The following is a 15,479-nucleotide window of genomic DNA, read 5'->3' on the forward strand; positions in this document are numbered from 1 at the left end:
CGCTGCCATGACCCTCTACCACGCCTTCGAAACGCTGCTGGTCCCGCTGATCGTGCTGGCGTGCGCGGTCTCGGTGCTGGCGCGCTATGCGCCGCGCACGCGCGAGCGCGTCAAGGCCGCCCTCGCGACACGCCTGGGCGGCGCCGCCGCGAGCGGCTGGCGCGGCCGGCTGGTGCGCTGGCTGGCGCCGCAGGCGGCCTCGGGCTGCACCAGCGGCTGCGACGACGGCGGCTGCAACACCTGCGGCTCCAACACCGCCAACGCCACTGGCGCGCAAGGAAAGCCCGCCGAGCAGGTCGTGCGCTTCGTGCGCAAGCGCTGAACGGCGCGTCTTTTCCCCTCCATTTCCCTTCTGGGCTCCTTCACGCAGAAACGGGTACGCCGACTGCTTGCGCGGCATGCGCAGGCAGCGGGATACGCTCGTCTGTGCGCGGGCTGATGGGGTACACCGGCGGCAATGAAGGCCTGTGAAGCGGCACGCAGAAATGGGTACGCTTTGGGTGCGGAACGTCGTCGGTGCGGGCCGCGGCACTGGCAGGACGTGGGATCATCTGGTGGTTTCGCGGACTGTATTGGCCGCGCAATACGACTCTTCCTTGCTGCGCAGAAATGGGTACGCTTCGGGAAGGCACCAATGCAAAACGCCCTCCGGACCGGAGGGCGTTTCGCTTGCGCGCGGGAACGTTGCTGCTTACTTGACGGTACCGACGAAGACCAGCTTCAGCGGCGTGTTGTCCGCCACCACCGTGCAGGTCGCGGTGATGGTGAAGTCGCCGGCGGCGGTGCCCGTCGCGCGCACCTGGTGCGGCAACATCAGCATGCTAGGCGTCAGTGACACTGGACCGGTCTTGTCCCACGCCCAGTCTTTGCACGCGGTGTACTGCGCATCATCGCCCAGGTGCTTCATGCGCGCGGTCACTTCCACCGGGATCGCCGGCATCAGCAGCAGCGTCAGCGGCTGCTGGTTGTCGTCGACCAGCGTCCAGGTCGGATTCTCGGTCACGGACAGGGCGGCAGCCGGGCGCACGGACAGCTTGGTGCTCACGGCGGTCACCGTCAGCGTGCTCTGGACCGGGCCGGTGCCCTTGGCCAGGCTGCTGCTGACCGTGGCATCGTGCGTACCCGCGGCTTCGGCGGTCGACAGCGTCGGCGAGGTGGCGGTGTAGGTCCAGGTGCCGTCGAAGTCGGCCGTGACATCCTGGCCGTCGTTGCGCAGCACGCGCGAGGTGAATTTGGCCGGATGGTCGTTGAGCACCTGCAGCGCATCCACCGGCTGGCCAAGGCGCGTGGTCACCACGCGATAGGTGGCCGAGCCGTTCTTCGCCACCGTCACCACGATGACGCCGCCGATCGCGCGGCCATCCGGCGCCGTGACCGACACCGACACGTCAGCCGTCACCGCCGCGGTGGTCGAGCTGTTGCTCGCCTTCAGCGTGGCGCTGTTCTGGCTGGCCGTGACCTGGACCGCGGTGGCGCTGCTCGCCCACGCCCAGCTGTTGACGCTGGCCGAGACGTCATTGCCGTTGCTGTCGACCAGCGACACCTTGACCGGCAGCTCCTGGCCGTCGCTCATCGACAGATTGGTATGGGGAATCGACAGGCTGTAGCTGACCGCGGAAGCCGGCACCACGGTCATGGTGGCGGTCTGCGCAGGCAGCGTGGTGGTGGTGTTGTCGGCGTTCCTGACGGTCGCGACCACCTGCACGTTGGTGGTACCGGTGGCGATGCCGCGCACCACCGCATTGGCCGGCGTGGCCGCGACCGGTTCGACCGTGGCGATGCCATTGTCGGCGCTGCTCCAGGTGAACACCGTATTGCCGCTGACATCGACGCCGTTGCTGTCCACCGCCAGCGCGCTGATGGTGAGCGTGCGGCCCACGCCTACCTCGCCCGAGGTCGTGCTCATCTTGACGGTGAAGGTCAGCGGCGTGGTCGCGGCAGGCGTGGAGGGCGAACTCGAGCCGCCGCTGCCCCCACCGCCGCAGGCGGCCAGCAAGAATGTCATGGCAGTCCCTGCCAGCCAGGTTGCCCACGTTCTCAGTTTCATGATGTTCCCCCGTGTTCTTTCACGCGCTACCAGCCTAGGTGCAAAGGTGCCAGCGCAATACTGGCCAGATGACTGAGGGATAACGTACGGACCCGCGCATAACTCATCCTTTCAGCGCACATGCGACCGTCCTTCGGTCGAGGCGGAGCGGCGTGACGGATGTGGACCTGCCGGTGCGCGTGATGGACTACCACGAGCACGCGATGACCGCCGGCGCCGATGCGCGCGCGGCTTGCTATGGGGAAGTGCGGGTGGGAGATTCGCCGACGGGCTTCGGCGCGGGCATCGACGTGAACCTGGTCACGGCGTCGCTGCGCGCGGTGGTCTCGGGCGTGAGCCGGCACCGCGCCAGCCGGCAGACGAAGCCGACGCGGCCTGACACGGCGCTCGCCGCAAGGGGATCCGAAGAAAACCGGTGTGCCCCGCCCCCACGGGGCACACCCGGAAAGACGCCCTTGCGGACGCCCACGACATGCCCGGTGCCACGGCGCCCGCCTTTGCGTGGAAGCTCGCGGGCGCTGATCTCCTGCACAGCGTAAGGGCTGGCGCGCCGGCTTGCCACGAATGATTCCGCATGTGGTTATTAGCGGAGGATTAGCGCCGCAACTCCGCTGTCGCGCGATCGCGACGCACCTGTGTGGCGGCTTCTCGACTTGTTCTGCATCAAGGTCCGCACAAACCCGCTCGGCCAAACTGTCCGCGGACTCTTTACCAGACCAAAACAAAACATCATGAACAAGCTCTCTCTCCGTACCCGGGTCACCTGCTCCGCCATCGCCGCCTGCGCCATGCTCGGCGCGTTCGCCGCGCCCGCGATGGCCGCCGACGATGCACAAGGCAACTGGATGGTGCGCCTGCGCGGCACCTACCTCGACATGGCCAACAGTTCGGACCCGGTTGGCGGCGTAGGGGCATCGGACCGCATCACGGTCAACAACAAGTGGATCCCCGAGCTCGACGTCACCTACTTCTTCACCCCCAATATCGCCGCCGAGCTGGTGCTGACCGTACCGCAGAAGCAGAACGTCTATCTCGACGGCAACAAGATCGGCACCTTCAAGCACCTGCCGCCATCGCTGCTGGTGCAATACCACTTCATTCCCAATGGCACGTTCCGTCCGTATATCGGCGCGGGCCTGAACTTCACCCGCATCTGGGGCGAGAACCTCGCCAACAACGCGCTCCAGCTCGACAGCTGGAGCGTCGGGCCGGCGCTGCAGATCGGCATGGACTACAAGCTGACCAAGAACTGGTTCCTGAATGCCGACATCAAGAAGATCTGGCTGTCGAGCGATGTGAAGGCCGGCGACGTCAAAGTGTCCAAGGTGAGCCTGGACCCGTGGCTGTTCAGCATGGGCGTGGGCTATCGCTTCTGAGCGGCAACGCGAGAGTAAAAAATTAAAGGCCGGCCCCGTCGGGAGCCGGCCTTTTTTGCTTGGGCAAGAAAGAACGTCGCAGCCTAGCGGAATGCCGGCTCGTCGAAGCTGCGCAGCTTGCGCGAATGCAGTTGCTCGACACCGTTTTCACGCAGGATGCGGATTGCCTCCAGCCCGATGGTCATATGCTGGCTGACGCGCTGCCGGTAGAACGCGTTGGCCATGCCGCGCAGCTTGAGCTCGCCGTGCAGCGGCTTGTCCGAGACGCACAGCAGCGTGCCGTAGGGCACGCGCAGGCGGAAGCCGTTGGCGGCCACCGCGGCGCTTTCCATATCGATGGCGATGGCACGCGACTGGTTAAAGCGCGCATACAGCGACTTGGATTTCAGCTCCCAGTTGCGGTCGTCGGTGGAGACCACGGTGCCGGTGCGCATGCGCGTCTTCATCTCGCTGCCGGACAGGCCGGTGACGCGCGCCACCGCTTCCTGCAGCGCCACCTGGATCTCGGCGATCGGCGGCACCGGCACCCAGGGCGGGAGGTCGTGGTCGAGCACGTGGTCGTCGCGCACGTAGGCGTGTGCCAGCACGTAATCGCCCAGCTGCTGCGAGCGGCGCAGGCCGCCGCAGTGCCCGACCATCAGCCAGCAATGCGGGCGCAGCACGGCAAGATGGTCGGTCATGGTCTTGGCGTTGGACGGGCCCACGCCGATATTGACCAGCGTCACGCCCAGCTTGTCCTCGCGCACCAGGTGGTAGGCCGGCATCTGCGGCAGCGCGCGCGGGCGGGTCGTGTCTTCGGGCTCGGCGCCGCCGAGGTCCTGGACCACGTCGCCGGGCTCGACGAAGCGGGTGTAGCCGCCGCCGTCGCTGCTGCTCATCAGCGCACGGCCCAGCGCGACGAATTCATCGACATAGCGCTGGTAGTTGGTGAACAGCACGAAGCGCTGGACATGCTGCGGCGCCGTGCCGGTGTAGTGGTACAGCCGCTGCAGCGCCAGGTCCACGCGCTCGGCCGGGAACAGCGACAGCGGCCAGGCCTCGCCCGGGATCGGCTCGTAGGTGCCGTTGGCGATGCCGTCGTCGATGCGGCTGAGCTCGGGCAGCACGAACGAGGCCTCCAGCTCGCGCGCCTGGGTGTAGCTGATGTCGGTGGTCGAGGCTTCGATCACGAACGGCAGCGGGATCGGGCGCCGGCTCAGGCCGACGACCACCGGGACGCGGTGGTAGCGCATCAGCCGTTCGATCTGGTCGCGGTAGTAGTCCGCCAGCAGGTCGGGGCGGGTCACCGTGGTGCCGTACACCCCGGGGTAGGCCACCGTGCCCCAGGAGGGGCGGCTGTCGGTGACCATGGTCTCGATGTTGACCGAGATCCCCAGGTACGGATAGCAGGCGTGCGCGGCCGAGGGCAGCGGCTTGCCGCTGGCGAATGCATCGAAGCGCGCGCGCACCGCGCCGACCGAGGCGTCGTAGATCTCGCGGATGCGCGCCAGCGCTGCATCTGCGTCAGAAAATTCGGCGAGCTGGTCGGCCGGATGGGCTGAGGAGAAGACGGGGGCGTTCATGCAGGCCATGATACCCCGCCGGCGCGCTGGCGTGAGCGGCACCCCCACCCACCCGGAAGCCAAATTGACGCGCCCGCGCCCGCTCGCTACACTCCGCCAATTGTGCGGCGCGGGTTCCCGTGCCGTTCTCGACTCGCGGCGCCCCTGGTGGCAAGGGGCGGCGAGGGGCCGTACATGCTTTACTGGGAGAGCCGCCAATGGAAATCCGTAACCTGTTGCCCGATGACATCGAGGCAGCCAGACAACTACTGATCGCCAATGGCTGGTCCAACCGGATAGGCGGTCCCGACAAGTTCGCGCGGCTGGTGGCCAATTCCCAGCGCGTGGCCGTGGCGGTGGAAGGCGGCGAGATCGTCGGCTTCGCCCGGGCCCTGTGCGACGACGTCTCCGACGGCTTCCTGTCGATGGTAGCCGTGGCCCCGAGCCACCGCCGGCGCGGCATCGGCCGCTCGCTGGTGCGCCACGTCATGGGCAACGATCCCGATATCACCTGGGTGCTGCGCGCGGCGCGCTCTTCCGAAGCGGCGTTCTTCGGCCAGCTCGGCTTTACGCCATCGATGGTGGCAATGGAGCGGCGCCGGCCCTGAGCCGTACCGGCCAGTCCCGACTGATCCTCGCGCCTCACTCCGCGCCCATCTGCGCGAGAACTCCCCGGCGTACCAACCTGAACAGCGGCCGCCCGGCGCGCCATGCGTCGGCGTGGTCGCGCCCCGGCTGCGGCAGCCCGCTACGGGCGGGGCCAGGAACAGCACGTTGAAGAACCCGATGCCCTCGGCCAAGGTGCCGCAGCGGGCAAGCGTACCCATTTCTGCGGCCATCGGCCTGAGCGTTTCCCCAGGCATGGCGAACAGCGCGGCGTGCGCCCCGGGCTATCGATCCGCTCGGATCGGCCCGTACTCGGCCGGCACCCAGGTATAGCCGGCCGTGTCGCGACGCACATGGCCCAGCCCCGGAAATGGCAGGTGCGCGCCCCCTACCCACAGCTTGCCCTTGGCCGCATCGGCCAGGATGCGCTTGCGCGTGATCACCGCGGCATGGCTGTCGGTATCGAACTCGATCGCCACCTGCGGACGGCGGAACTGGACCGCATGGCTGTGGACGATGTCGCCCCACAGCAGCAGGCTGTCCTTGCCCGAGGTGAACAGGTAGCCACTGTGCCCCGGCGTATGCCCGTAGGCGGGCAGCGCGCGCACGCCCGGGATCGGTTCGGCGCCGCTGCCGCCTTGGCCGCCGCTGCCCCCGTTAAACGTGCGGAACCGGTTCGCCGCCTGGTATGGCGCGACCGCGGCGCGTGCCATCGCGAACAGCCCCTGTGCTTCCTTCGGCGCCGCGGCGGCATTGGCTTCGTTGAGCCAGTAGTCGGCATCGGCCTTGTCGACATAGACCGTCGCGTTGGGGAAGGCCGGCTGCCCGTTCGCGGCGAGGCCGCAGGCATGGTCGCCGTGCAGGTGCGTCAGCAGCACCGCGTCGACCTGCTCCGGCGCATAGCCCGCCGCGCGCAGGTTGTCGCCAATGCGCCCGAGCGTGGGACCGAAGCATGCCGCTGCGCCGGTATCGACCAGCACCAGGCTGCTGCCGGTATTGACGAGGTAGGCATTGACCGCCGTCTGCATGCCCGGCGTCGACTCGACGAACATCCGAGCCAGCAGGCTCTGCACCTCGCGTGCGCTGGTGTACTTGAGGATCTTCGGGTCGAGGTCGATGTAGCCGTCGTACAGTGCGGTGACTTCCAGCTGGCCGATCACCATGCGGTAATAGCCCGGTACCTGGGTCTTCTGCTGCGCCGCGGCCGCATGGGCGCTACCGATGGTGGCCGGTAGCATCGTGATGGCTATCGCGGCGGCGGTTGCGGCGGCCATGGCCAATGCCGGCAGGCGCGCGGCGGACTGCAGCTTCATGTCTGGTTCCTTGTTGTTGGTGGTTGTCGGGGGAGACAGCGCCGGCCGGCGCGCACACCGGCCGAAGGCGTATGTTAAGCCGGATGGCGACTCACCGGAAAAGCAGGCCCGGCGCGGCAGCGAGCAACAAGGAGAGACCGCGGACGACACGACAACAGCTACGCAGAAATAGGTACGCCCGACCAAAGCGTACCTACTTCTGCGTAAAGAACGGGGCCGCGTGGCCCCGTTTTCCATTCATGCGAGCTTGCAGCGGCTCGTCGTCACTCAGGCTGGATATTCGCCGCCTTGATGATGCGGCCCCACTTGCCAGACTCCTGCGCCTGGAATTTCGCGAGTTCGGCGGGCGTGCTGGTAAACACTTCGGTGCCTGTCGACTGGTAGAAGCTGGCCGCAGTGTCGCCGCGCGCGGCCTTCACCATCAACGCGTTGAGCTTGGCCACCACCGCCTGCGGCGTACCGGCCGGGGCATACGCCGCGAACCAATAGCTCATCTCGTAGCCCTTGACGCCGGCCTCGTCGATGGTCGGCACGTCGGGCGCCAGCGGCGAGCGTGCCTTGCCCGATACGCCCAACGCGCGCAGCTTGCCGCTCTTGACCTGCGGCAGGCCCGTGGCGGTGTCGGTGATCATCATCTGGATCTGGTTGCCGAGCAGGTCGGTGATCGCCAGCGGGTTGCTCTTGTACGGCACGTGCAGCAGCTCAACGTGCGCCATCTGCTGGAACAGCTCGCCGGCGATGCGCGACGACGAGCTGCCGCTGCCGAAGCTGAGCTTGCCCGGTTGCTTCTTTGCCAGCGCGATGAACTCGCCCACAGTCTTGGCCGGCACTTGCGGGTTGACCACCATGATCTGGCCGCCGCGGCCGAGCGCGGTCACCGGCGCATAGTCCTTGACCGGGTCGTAGGGCAGCTTCTTGAACAGGTGCTCGTTGGCGGCATGGGTGGTGTTGGTGCTGATCAGCACGGTGTAGCCGTCGGGCGCGGCCTTGGCGACGTCAGACGCCGCAATAAAGCCATTGGCGCCGGGCTTGTTGTCGACCACCACGGTGACCTTGCTGTCCAGCGTGATGGCCTGGCCGATGGCCCGCGCGAGCTGGTCGGTGGCGCTGCCGGCGGCGAACGGCACCACGAAGCGGATCGGCTTGTCGGGGAATTCGGCCCATGCCTGCCCGGCGGGCAGGACCAGTGCGCACAGCGCGACGGCGGCCAGTGGCTTGAGGAATCGGTGCATCGTTGTCTCCTGTCGGAATCGTTGTTGGTGCGCGTTGTTGGTGCAGATTCAGGGTGCGGCGGTCATCAGCCGCGGCGGCAGCGGGATCTGCAGCTGCAGCAGGCGGAACGACAGCGCCTTGCCGTGGGTGTCGAGGTTGAGCGCGTCATTGACGCCGCCGTCGAGCACGCCGTCGATGACAAAATTCATGGCGTGCAGTGAGGGCACCAGGTAGCGCGTGACGGCGCCGGGCCGGCGCTCGCTGAACAGCGCGCGCACGGCGTCCTCGGTGACGTGGGCAACCAGGTGCTCGTAGTCGTGCGCGTCGTAGGCGATCACGCTGATGTTGGAACGGTCGCCCTTGTCGCCGGTGCGACCGTGGGCGAACTGGTAGAGCGAGGCGGTAGCGATATCGATCGTGGTCATGGCGTCGTCCTCAGGCGATGAAGCGATGCGTGGCGCTGACGGCTGCGCGCGGCACCAGGCACGACACGGCGTTCAGGCGCGCGCGCTGTCCCGTGCGTACGCCGCCGCCGCCGGCGGGGCCGCAGGTGTAGAGCGCGTTGACCTCGCGCACCAGCGCCTGCGCCACCGCGGCATCGTCATGCGCCAGCGCGGCGCGCAGGCGCACGTCCTGCGCTTCGGCTTCGTGCGGCTGGCGCCGGGCGAGCATCGTGCCGGCGTCGTCGGCCAATACGCTGAGCACGCCGATCAGGTCGAAGCGGATCGGCACGTCATGGCCCAGCATCTGCATGCGCCGGCGCAGGATGTCGGCCGCCAGGCGCGCGCGGGCGGCGGCGTTCGGGCCGGCATAGGAAATCTCTCCTTCGGCCAGCCAGCCGCCGTGGCTGAACACATTGGCCTTGAGCTGGGCCGGCTGTGCGTGGCCGCGCACGTTGCGCACCGCCACGCGGTCGGGGCCGATCTGCGTGACGGTGACGGCGCTGATGTCGGCCACTACGTCAGGGGTCAGGTATGCGGCCGGATCGTGGACCTCGTACAGCAATTGCTCCTTGACCGTGCGCAGGTCGACGCAGCCGCCGGTATTGGCCGCCTTGAAGATCTCGATGGTGCCGTCTTCGGCGAGCTGCGCGATCGGGAAACCCAGCGCGTGGACATCGGGTACGTCCTTCATGCCGGGATCGGCAAAGTAGCCGCCGGTGACCTGGGCCCCGCATTCGAGCAGGTGGCCGGCCATGGTGGCCGCGGCGAGCCGGTCCCAGTCGTCCCACGACCAGCCGTGATGCGCCATCGCCGGCCCCACCGCCAGCGCCGGGTCGGCGACGCGGCCGCACACCACGACCTGCGCGCCGTCGGCCAGCGCGGCGGCGATGCCTTGCGCGCCGATATAGGCATTGGCGCAGACAAAGCGGCCGGCGTCGAAGGCGTCTCCAAGGATGCCCTGCAGCAGCGTGCGGCCAGCGTCTTGCGAGAGATCGTCGCCCTCCACCACCGCCACGCGCGGCGCAGGCAGGCCGAGTTCGCCTGCCAGCTGCAGCACGCGCCGCGCCGCGGCGTGCGGATTGGCCGCGCCGAAATTGCCGACGATGGGAATGCTGTGTTGCAGGCACAGGCCGAGCACCGGCGCCAGCAGCGCGTCGAGCAGGGGTTCGTAGCCGTGCGCGGGATCGTTGCGCCGCGCCAGCTGCGCCAGCGCCAGCGTGCGTTCGGCCAGCGTCTCGAAGATCAGCGCCGCGGGCTGGCCGGCGGCGATCAGCGTGCGCACCACCGGCAACGCGGCGTCGGTACGGTCGCCGGAGAAGCCGGCGCCGGAGCCGATGAGCAAGGGAGCAGTCATGGTCGGGGGCAAGGTTGTTGGCGGGGTCGAAGCCATTCTAGGCCGGGACCGTCCAGCCAAAAAACGGATTATTTGGATTAATCTATCGACTTGCTGGATAAATATGAAGCCTCGATGAACCTGTCGGTCAAGCACCTGCGCGCCTTCGTGGCGCTGGCGACCTACCGCAACTTCACCCGCGCGGCGCGCGCCTGCCACCTGTCGCAGTCGGCCTTCAGCGCACTGGTGCAGACGCTGGAGGAGCAGGCGGGCAGCCGCCTGTTCGAGCGCACCACGCGCCACGTGGAGCTGAGCACCGACGGCGTGCGCTTCGAGCAGACTGCGCGGCGGCTGCTGGCGGATTTCGAAGCGGCGTTCGAAGACCTGCGCGCGCACGCCGAGCGGCGCAAGGGCCGCGTGTCGATCGCCGCGCTGCCGTCGCTGGCGGGGGGCGACCTGCCGCCGCTGCTGGCGCAGTTCCGCGCACGCTACCCGGGCATCGTGCTGGAACTGTTCGACCAGCTCGCCGATGGCTGCATCGAGCTGGTCCGGCAGGGCCGCGCCGACTTTGCGCTGGCCCCCGCGCCGGCGCAGGACGACGACCTGCGCGTCGAGCCGCTGGTGCGCGACACGTTCCACCTGGTTTGCCCGGCCGGCCATCCGCTCGCGCGCAAGCGCCGCATCGCGCCTCAAGCCCTGGCGGGCGAGCCGTTTATCCAGCTGTCGCGCACGACCAGCGTGCGCCAGCATCTCGATGCGGCGCTGCACCCGTTGCGGCTGCACAGCGTGATGGAGGTGGAGCACCTGGCAACCGTGGCGGCGCTGGTGCAGGCGGGACTCGGCATCAGCGCGGTGCCGTCGCTGGCGCTGTTCCAGTTCCGGCGCGAGGGCCTGGCGATCCGGCCGCTGCAGCTGCCGTCACTGGTGCGCGATATCTGCCTGGTGCGGATGAAGGACCGCGGCGACTCCGCTGCCGCCGCGGCGATGATCGAAAGCCTGCAGGCGTTCTACCGCGGCGGCAAGGCGCCGGCGCGGCGCTGAAACGCGGCCACCGCCGTCGCCGGAATGGCACGCAGAATTGGGTACGCTTTGCCGTTGGCGGCGGGTCAGAAGTGGCCCAGGTAGCCGCCGTCGACCGCCAGCACGTGCCCGGTGATATACGACGCCGCCGGCGATGCCAGGAATACCGCCGCGCCCGCGATCTCTTCCGGGCGGCCCCAGCGGCCCAGCGAGGTGCGCTGGCGCAGCCACTCGGCCACGCTCTCGTCGTCGACCATGGGCTGGTTCGGTTCGGTGGCGAAGTAGCCGGGCGCGATCGCGTTGACGGTGACGCCGAAGCGGCCCAGGTCCGCGGCCAGCGCGCGCGTCAGCGCGTCCAGGCCGCCCTTGGTGGCGGGATAGAGTACGTCGCCCGCGCGCGCCACCTGGCCCGCGATCGAGCTGACGTTGACGATGCGGCCGTACTGCCCGCGCTGCATCCGTTGCGCGGCGTGGCGGCACAGCGTGTAGGGCGCGACCAGGTTGGTCTCGAGCATGGCGCGCAGGTCGCCGGCATCGAGCTGCGCCATCGAGCTGCGGTTGCGCGCGCCGGCATTGTTGACCAGGACATCGAGCCGGCCGTGCGCGGCATCGATCCGCGCGAACGCCGCCTCGACCGCCGCTTCATCGGTGATGTCCAGCACTAGCGCCTCGGCGCTGCCGCCGCGCGCGGCCAGCGTGGTAACCGCGTCATGCACGCGTGCCTCGCTGCGCGCGGCCACCAGCACGTGGGCCCCGGCATCGGCCAGCCCGGCGGCAATCGCCAGGCCCAGGCCCTGCGCGCCGCCGGTCACCATCGCGACGCGGCCATGCAACGAGAATGGGGTACGCGCGGCGGCGTCGGGAGATGAGGTAGGAGTAGCCATGCGGGCGAATATACCGCAGCAGGCCGGCCCGCGTGGCGCGGAACCGGCATGCCCCGCAGGCCTGTCCGCCCGCCCGCTCAGCGGATCAGCTTGCCGGTGGACGAGACGATCGACATCTCGACGAAGGACGAGCCGGTATGGCGCGTGGGGCTATAGCTGATCAGGATGCCGCCGAGGTCGTAGTCGCGCAGGCCTTCGAGCGCGCTGACCAGGCGCTCGCGCGTCGGCTCGGGCCCGGCGCGGCGCAGGCCTTCCACCAGCACCTTGGCCGACATGAAGCCTTCCATGCCGGCGTTGGACGGCTCCACGCCCTGCTGCCGGGCCTGGCTGCGGTATTCGCTGGCGAGCGTCATCTGGCTGGAGTTGGTTCCCGGCACCACCTGCGTGATGATCAGGCCGCGCGCATCGTCGCCCAGCTCGCGGATAAAGGAATCGGCCGCGTTGTTAGACAGCGTGACGAACTGCGCCTGGCTGCCGGCGCTGCGCAGCTCGCGGATGATGCGCGCGGCTTCCGAGCCCGAGCCGATCACCAGCACCGCCTGCGGGTTAGCCTTGTTCATGGTGGCAACGCCCTGGCTGATGTCGCCCATCGGCCGCGCGAAGCTGACGGTCGCCGCCGGCTGCACGCCGCGTGCCTGCAGCGCGGTGGTATAGCCCTCGAGCACGTCCTGGCCGAAGCCGTCGGTGGTGTGGAAGATGCCGATCCGGCTCATGCCGGTGGTGGCCAGGTGGTTGATCGCGCGCGCGACTTCATCCTGGTACTTGGCGCGCACGTTGAACACGTAGCGGTTCACCGGCCGGTGCAGCGTGATCGCGCCGGTTAGCGGCGCCACCAGTGGCACCTTGTGCGCGGCGACCAGCGGCAGGATGCTCTCGTTCTGCGGCGTGCCGCGCACCATGAACAGCGCGAACACCTTGTCTTCGTCGAGCAGCTTGCGCACGTTGTCCGGCGTGCGCTTGGCATCGAAGCCATCGTCGTAGGTGACCAGCTCGATGCGCCGCCCCGCCACGCCGCCGCTGGCGTTGACCGTGCGCAGGTACACCTGCGCGCCGGCGATCTGTTCCTTGACCGAACCGGCGACCGGGCCGGTGATGCCGGCCGACTGGCCGATGCGGATGGTGTTGCGGGTCACGCCCGGTTCCGCCTGCGCCGTTTGCACGGCCCATCCAAGCGTGGCGGCCAGCATGCCGCACGCGATCCATTTCGCCTTCATCGATTGCCCCCTCTGGTATGTCGTTATTCTGATGCGCGCTGTTGCGAGCTTACGCGCGCTGCGCACGGCAACGGCCATGCGCCGTTGCGAAAATTACCGCATGCGCCAGGTCAGGGCAAACAGGAGGTGGTGGGGTGTTGCAGCGGCATCACACCGGAACCGGAGGGCGGTTCCGGCGTGGCCAGCTACGCGCTAAGAGATGCGCGTCAAAGTGCGCCGCGCGGGCGCACGAGAGAGACTGCGAATGGCCTTGCCGTCGCGACGGCAAGGCTTGCTGCGGATGGATCAGGGGAAGGCCGGCACGGCCGGATCGAGACCGGCGAAACGGGCTTCCGGGTGCGCGTTCTGCAGCAGCGTTTCGATTTCCTCGACGCGGCCGCGCGGCACGTCGACCATCAGCAGGATCTTGCCCGCCTCGATGTCCTTCTCGAACGCGCGCAGGCGGCTGTTGGGCGCGGAACTGCCGATCATGCTCGCGGCCCATGCGCCGAACACCGCGCCGAGCACCGCCAGCACCCCGACCAGGCCCCATTGCGGCGTATCGCTGACGATCGGGAACATCGCCACCACCGCGCCGGCCACCACGCCCACGCCGCCACCGACCACCAGGCCCATTTCCGCGGCATGGACGATATCGGAGGTCTGGAACAGGTTGGCCTCGTGCAGGCCCGTCATGTCTTCGCCGTCGCGCGCCACGAAGTGGATGCGGCGGTTCTCGACGCGGGCGAGCAGCAGGTCGTCCATGGTGCGGCGGGCGCTCGCCACGTCGGGCAACAACCAGAAGATGCGTTTGCGCATGTCTCTCTCCTTGTTCAGGCCGCGCCGATGGTGTGGGTAGACCGGGTGAGAAAGTACCGCTGACGGCGCGGGGTTATTTCGTTGTACGCCGTTCGGGGGGCAAGCGCAAGGCAAGTGCCGGAGCGCTGCGCGTGCGCGCGCGCATGTGACGCGCACGCGTGCCCTGCCTGCTGCAAGGCACACGTCACGTGAGTCAGAAACGCCTGGAAAAGCGCGGCGAAAGCCGCATCAGAAAGTGATCGGCAGGCGCAGGTTGACCTGCAGGTCGGGCGTGTCACGCGTCAGGCCCGCACCCACCGACAGGTTCAGCGTGTAGCGGTCGTTGAAGCGGTACGAGTAGCCCACCAGCAGCGTGCCTTGCGTGATGCGCACCGAGCCTGGCACAGTCTGTCCGTTCTGCTTGGTCGGCCAGATGATGGCCTGGTCATAGCCGATACTGAACGACGCCTTCTCGTTGAGCGACAGGCCCATGCCAAAGCTGAACTCGAAGATATCGCCCGGGGCGATCTTGCCCAGGTTCTCCGTCTGGCCGTTGAGCACGGTGCGGCTGACGTTGTCGCGCGCAAAGTTGTGCAGGTAGCTGAAGGTGCCGAAGAACACCGCCGGATCGGTCGGCAGCAGCCAGGTGATACCCGGCTGGATTGCCTGGAAGCCGGTGCCGGTCGGCATGCTGAGCGGCAGGCCGGTGCCGGTGGTATTGCCTATGCAACGCGTCACGCAATCGGTCACCACTTCGAACGGGTCCCTGCCGGTGGCGGACTTGTAGCGCAGCCAGCCAACGAAGTACGGGATTTTCTCGTTGCCGTAGTTCAGCTGGTAGCGCACGGTCGCCTCGACGTCGCCAATGCCGCTACCACTGGCATTGAACACGTTGTCGACGGCGGTGCCGGTGAAGACTTCACGGCTCACGGTCGAGCCCGACGTATGCACGTAAGGCACCTTGGCCTCGACTTCCAGCCGCTTGGTCACGCCATAGCGCAGCGCGATCGACGGGATGTAGGTCGAGGTCTTGACCTCGCGCACGTCGAGCAGGCCGATCAGGATCGCGGGGATCACCGTGTAGCCGACCAGCGCCACGCGGTTGTTGGAGGAGTAGCCGTACTGGAAGCCTGGCTCGAGCACCAGCTTGCCCTGTGCGGTCAGCACGCCGGGCTGGTCGATGATCGGCGCGATCTCGGGCGGCCGGGTCTCGCGCTCGGGCGGACGGCCCACGGGTTCTTCCACGGCCACGGTCTGGGGGTTGGCGGACTCGCCCGCCTGCGGGCCCTGCGCGACATCCTGCGGCGGCTGCAGCGTGATCTGCTGCGGGTTGTTGACCGCGTTGGGCGCGCTCTGCGCCGCGCTGGCCGCCGCCGCAGCGGTGGCGGCATTGGTGGCGTTGTTGGAGGGCGACACACCGCCCCCGACACCCTGGCCGCCGCGCTTGGTGGCCAGTACCTCGTTGCTGATGACGCTGCGCAGCTCGCGAATGACTGCCTCTTGTTCGGCCAGCGCCCGCTTCATGGCGTCGAGCTGGGTGGCTTGTTCGGCGAGTTCCCTTTGCAGCGATTCCAGGCCTGCCGCGGGTCCCCCCGCATCGGGCGTCTGGGCCTGCGCCAGGCCGCCGAGCAACAGCAACGTCGAGCATCCGGCATTCCGGATGCCCTGCATCGACCGCTTCTTCATCACGTCTTCCTCCCCCGGGACGGGCGG

At 68.3% G+C, this 15,479-nt stretch carries 14 protein-coding genes and 1 pseudogene; 5 read left to right on the forward strand and 10 right to left on the reverse strand.

Going from position 1 to position 15,479, the window contains the following annotated elements; translation table 11 throughout:
* Positions 1 to 7: 7 nt before the first annotated feature.
* Positions 8 to 322: a DUF6587 family protein gene (locus tag E1J61_RS27630; protein ID WP_133097117.1), complete on the forward strand. Its 315-nt coding sequence runs from the start codon at positions 8 to 10 to the stop codon at positions 320 to 322.
* A gap of 369 nt (positions 323 to 691) precedes the next feature.
* Here the strand turns inward: E1J61_RS27630 and E1J61_RS27635 are convergent, their stop codons facing one another.
* Positions 692 to 2,047: a hypothetical protein gene (locus E1J61_RS27635; RefSeq protein ID WP_243737002.1), complete on the reverse strand. Its 1,356-nt coding sequence runs from the start codon at positions 2,045 to 2,047 to the stop codon at positions 692 to 694.
* A gap of 152 nt (positions 2,048 to 2,199) precedes the next feature.
* Between E1J61_RS27635 and E1J61_RS27640 the strand changes: the two are divergent.
* A pseudogene (locus tag E1J61_RS27640) lies at positions 2,200 to 2,400 on the forward strand (alpha-isopropylmalate synthase regulatory domain-containing protein); the annotation flags it as partial.
* 378 nt (positions 2,401 to 2,778) lie between these two features.
* Entirely contained in the window at positions 2,779 to 3,423 is a 645-nt protein-coding gene (locus E1J61_RS27645; protein WP_133097118.1) for an OmpW family protein, read from the forward strand.
* Positions 3,424 to 3,506: 83 nt separating this feature from the next.
* Here E1J61_RS27645 and E1J61_RS27650 read toward each other — a convergent pair whose 3' ends face one another.
* The gene (locus tag E1J61_RS27650) at positions 3,507 to 4,994 is read right to left on the reverse strand and encodes an AMP nucleosidase (protein WP_133097119.1); all 1,488 of its coding nucleotides are present in this window, start codon (positions 4,992 to 4,994) and stop codon (positions 3,507 to 3,509) included.
* A 188-nt stretch (positions 4,995 to 5,182) separates the two neighbouring features.
* On the opposite strand from E1J61_RS27650, the gene E1J61_RS27655 reads away from it, so the two are divergent.
* A complete protein-coding gene (locus E1J61_RS27655) occupies positions 5,183 to 5,572 on the forward strand; it encodes a GNAT family N-acetyltransferase (protein WP_133097120.1) in 390 nt (129 codons plus the stop codon).
* A 282-nt stretch (positions 5,573 to 5,854) separates the two neighbouring features.
* Here the strand turns inward: E1J61_RS27655 and E1J61_RS27660 are convergent, their stop codons facing one another.
* From E1J61_RS27660 to E1J61_RS27675, 4 genes are all read right to left on the reverse strand, one after another.
* Positions 5,855 to 6,883 (reverse strand): MBL fold metallo-hydrolase, encoded by a 1,029-nt coding sequence (locus E1J61_RS27660; RefSeq protein WP_133097121.1) that lies wholly within the window; start codon positions 6,881 to 6,883, stop codon positions 5,855 to 5,857.
* 263 nt (positions 6,884 to 7,146) lie between these two features.
* A complete protein-coding gene (locus tag E1J61_RS27665) occupies positions 7,147 to 8,115 on the reverse strand; it encodes a tripartite tricarboxylate transporter substrate binding protein (protein WP_133097122.1) in 969 nt (322 codons plus the stop codon).
* Positions 8,116 to 8,163: 48 nt separating this feature from the next.
* A complete protein-coding gene (locus E1J61_RS27670; RefSeq protein WP_133097123.1) occupies positions 8,164 to 8,520 on the reverse strand; it encodes a hypothetical protein in 357 nt (118 codons plus the stop codon).
* Positions 8,521 to 8,530: 10 nt separating this feature from the next.
* Positions 8,531 to 9,892, reverse strand: coding sequence for an acyclic terpene utilization AtuA family protein (locus tag E1J61_RS27675; protein ID WP_133097124.1), 1,362 nt, complete (start codon positions 9,890 to 9,892; stop codon positions 8,531 to 8,533).
* A gap of 114 nt (positions 9,893 to 10,006) precedes the next feature.
* On the opposite strand from E1J61_RS27675, the gene E1J61_RS27680 reads away from it, so the two are divergent.
* Positions 10,007 to 10,912 carry a LysR family transcriptional regulator gene (locus tag E1J61_RS27680; protein WP_133097185.1) on the forward strand — a complete coding sequence of 302 codons (906 nt, stop codon included), beginning with the start codon at positions 10,007 to 10,009 and terminating at the stop codon, positions 10,910 to 10,912.
* 65 nt (positions 10,913 to 10,977) lie between these two features.
* On the opposite strand, the gene E1J61_RS27685 is transcribed toward E1J61_RS27680, so the two are convergent.
* From E1J61_RS27685 to E1J61_RS27700, 4 genes are all read right to left on the reverse strand, one after another.
* Positions 10,978 to 11,775: an SDR family oxidoreductase gene (locus E1J61_RS27685; protein WP_133097125.1), complete on the reverse strand. Its 798-nt coding sequence runs from the start codon at positions 11,773 to 11,775 to the stop codon at positions 10,978 to 10,980.
* Between the two features lie 77 nt (positions 11,776 to 11,852).
* Positions 11,853 to 12,989 carry an ABC transporter substrate-binding protein gene (locus tag E1J61_RS27690; RefSeq protein ID WP_133097126.1) on the reverse strand — a complete coding sequence of 379 codons (1,137 nt, stop codon included), beginning with the start codon at positions 12,987 to 12,989 and terminating at the stop codon, positions 11,853 to 11,855.
* A 285-nt stretch (positions 12,990 to 13,274) separates the two neighbouring features.
* Positions 13,275 to 13,787 carry a DUF1269 domain-containing protein gene (locus E1J61_RS27695; RefSeq protein WP_133097127.1) on the reverse strand — a complete coding sequence of 171 codons (513 nt, stop codon included), beginning with the start codon at positions 13,785 to 13,787 and terminating at the stop codon, positions 13,275 to 13,277.
* 228 nt (positions 13,788 to 14,015) lie between these two features.
* Positions 14,016 to 15,452 carry an acetate kinase gene (locus E1J61_RS27700; protein WP_133097128.1) on the reverse strand — a complete coding sequence of 479 codons (1,437 nt, stop codon included), beginning with the start codon at positions 15,450 to 15,452 and terminating at the stop codon, positions 14,016 to 14,018.
* Positions 15,453 to 15,479: the final 27 nt, after the last annotated feature.

The sequence above is a fragment of the Cupriavidus sp. L7L genome, from assembly GCF_004353535.1.
Taxonomy (GTDB): Bacteria; Pseudomonadota; Gammaproteobacteria; order Burkholderiales; family Burkholderiaceae; genus Cupriavidus; species Cupriavidus oxalaticus_A.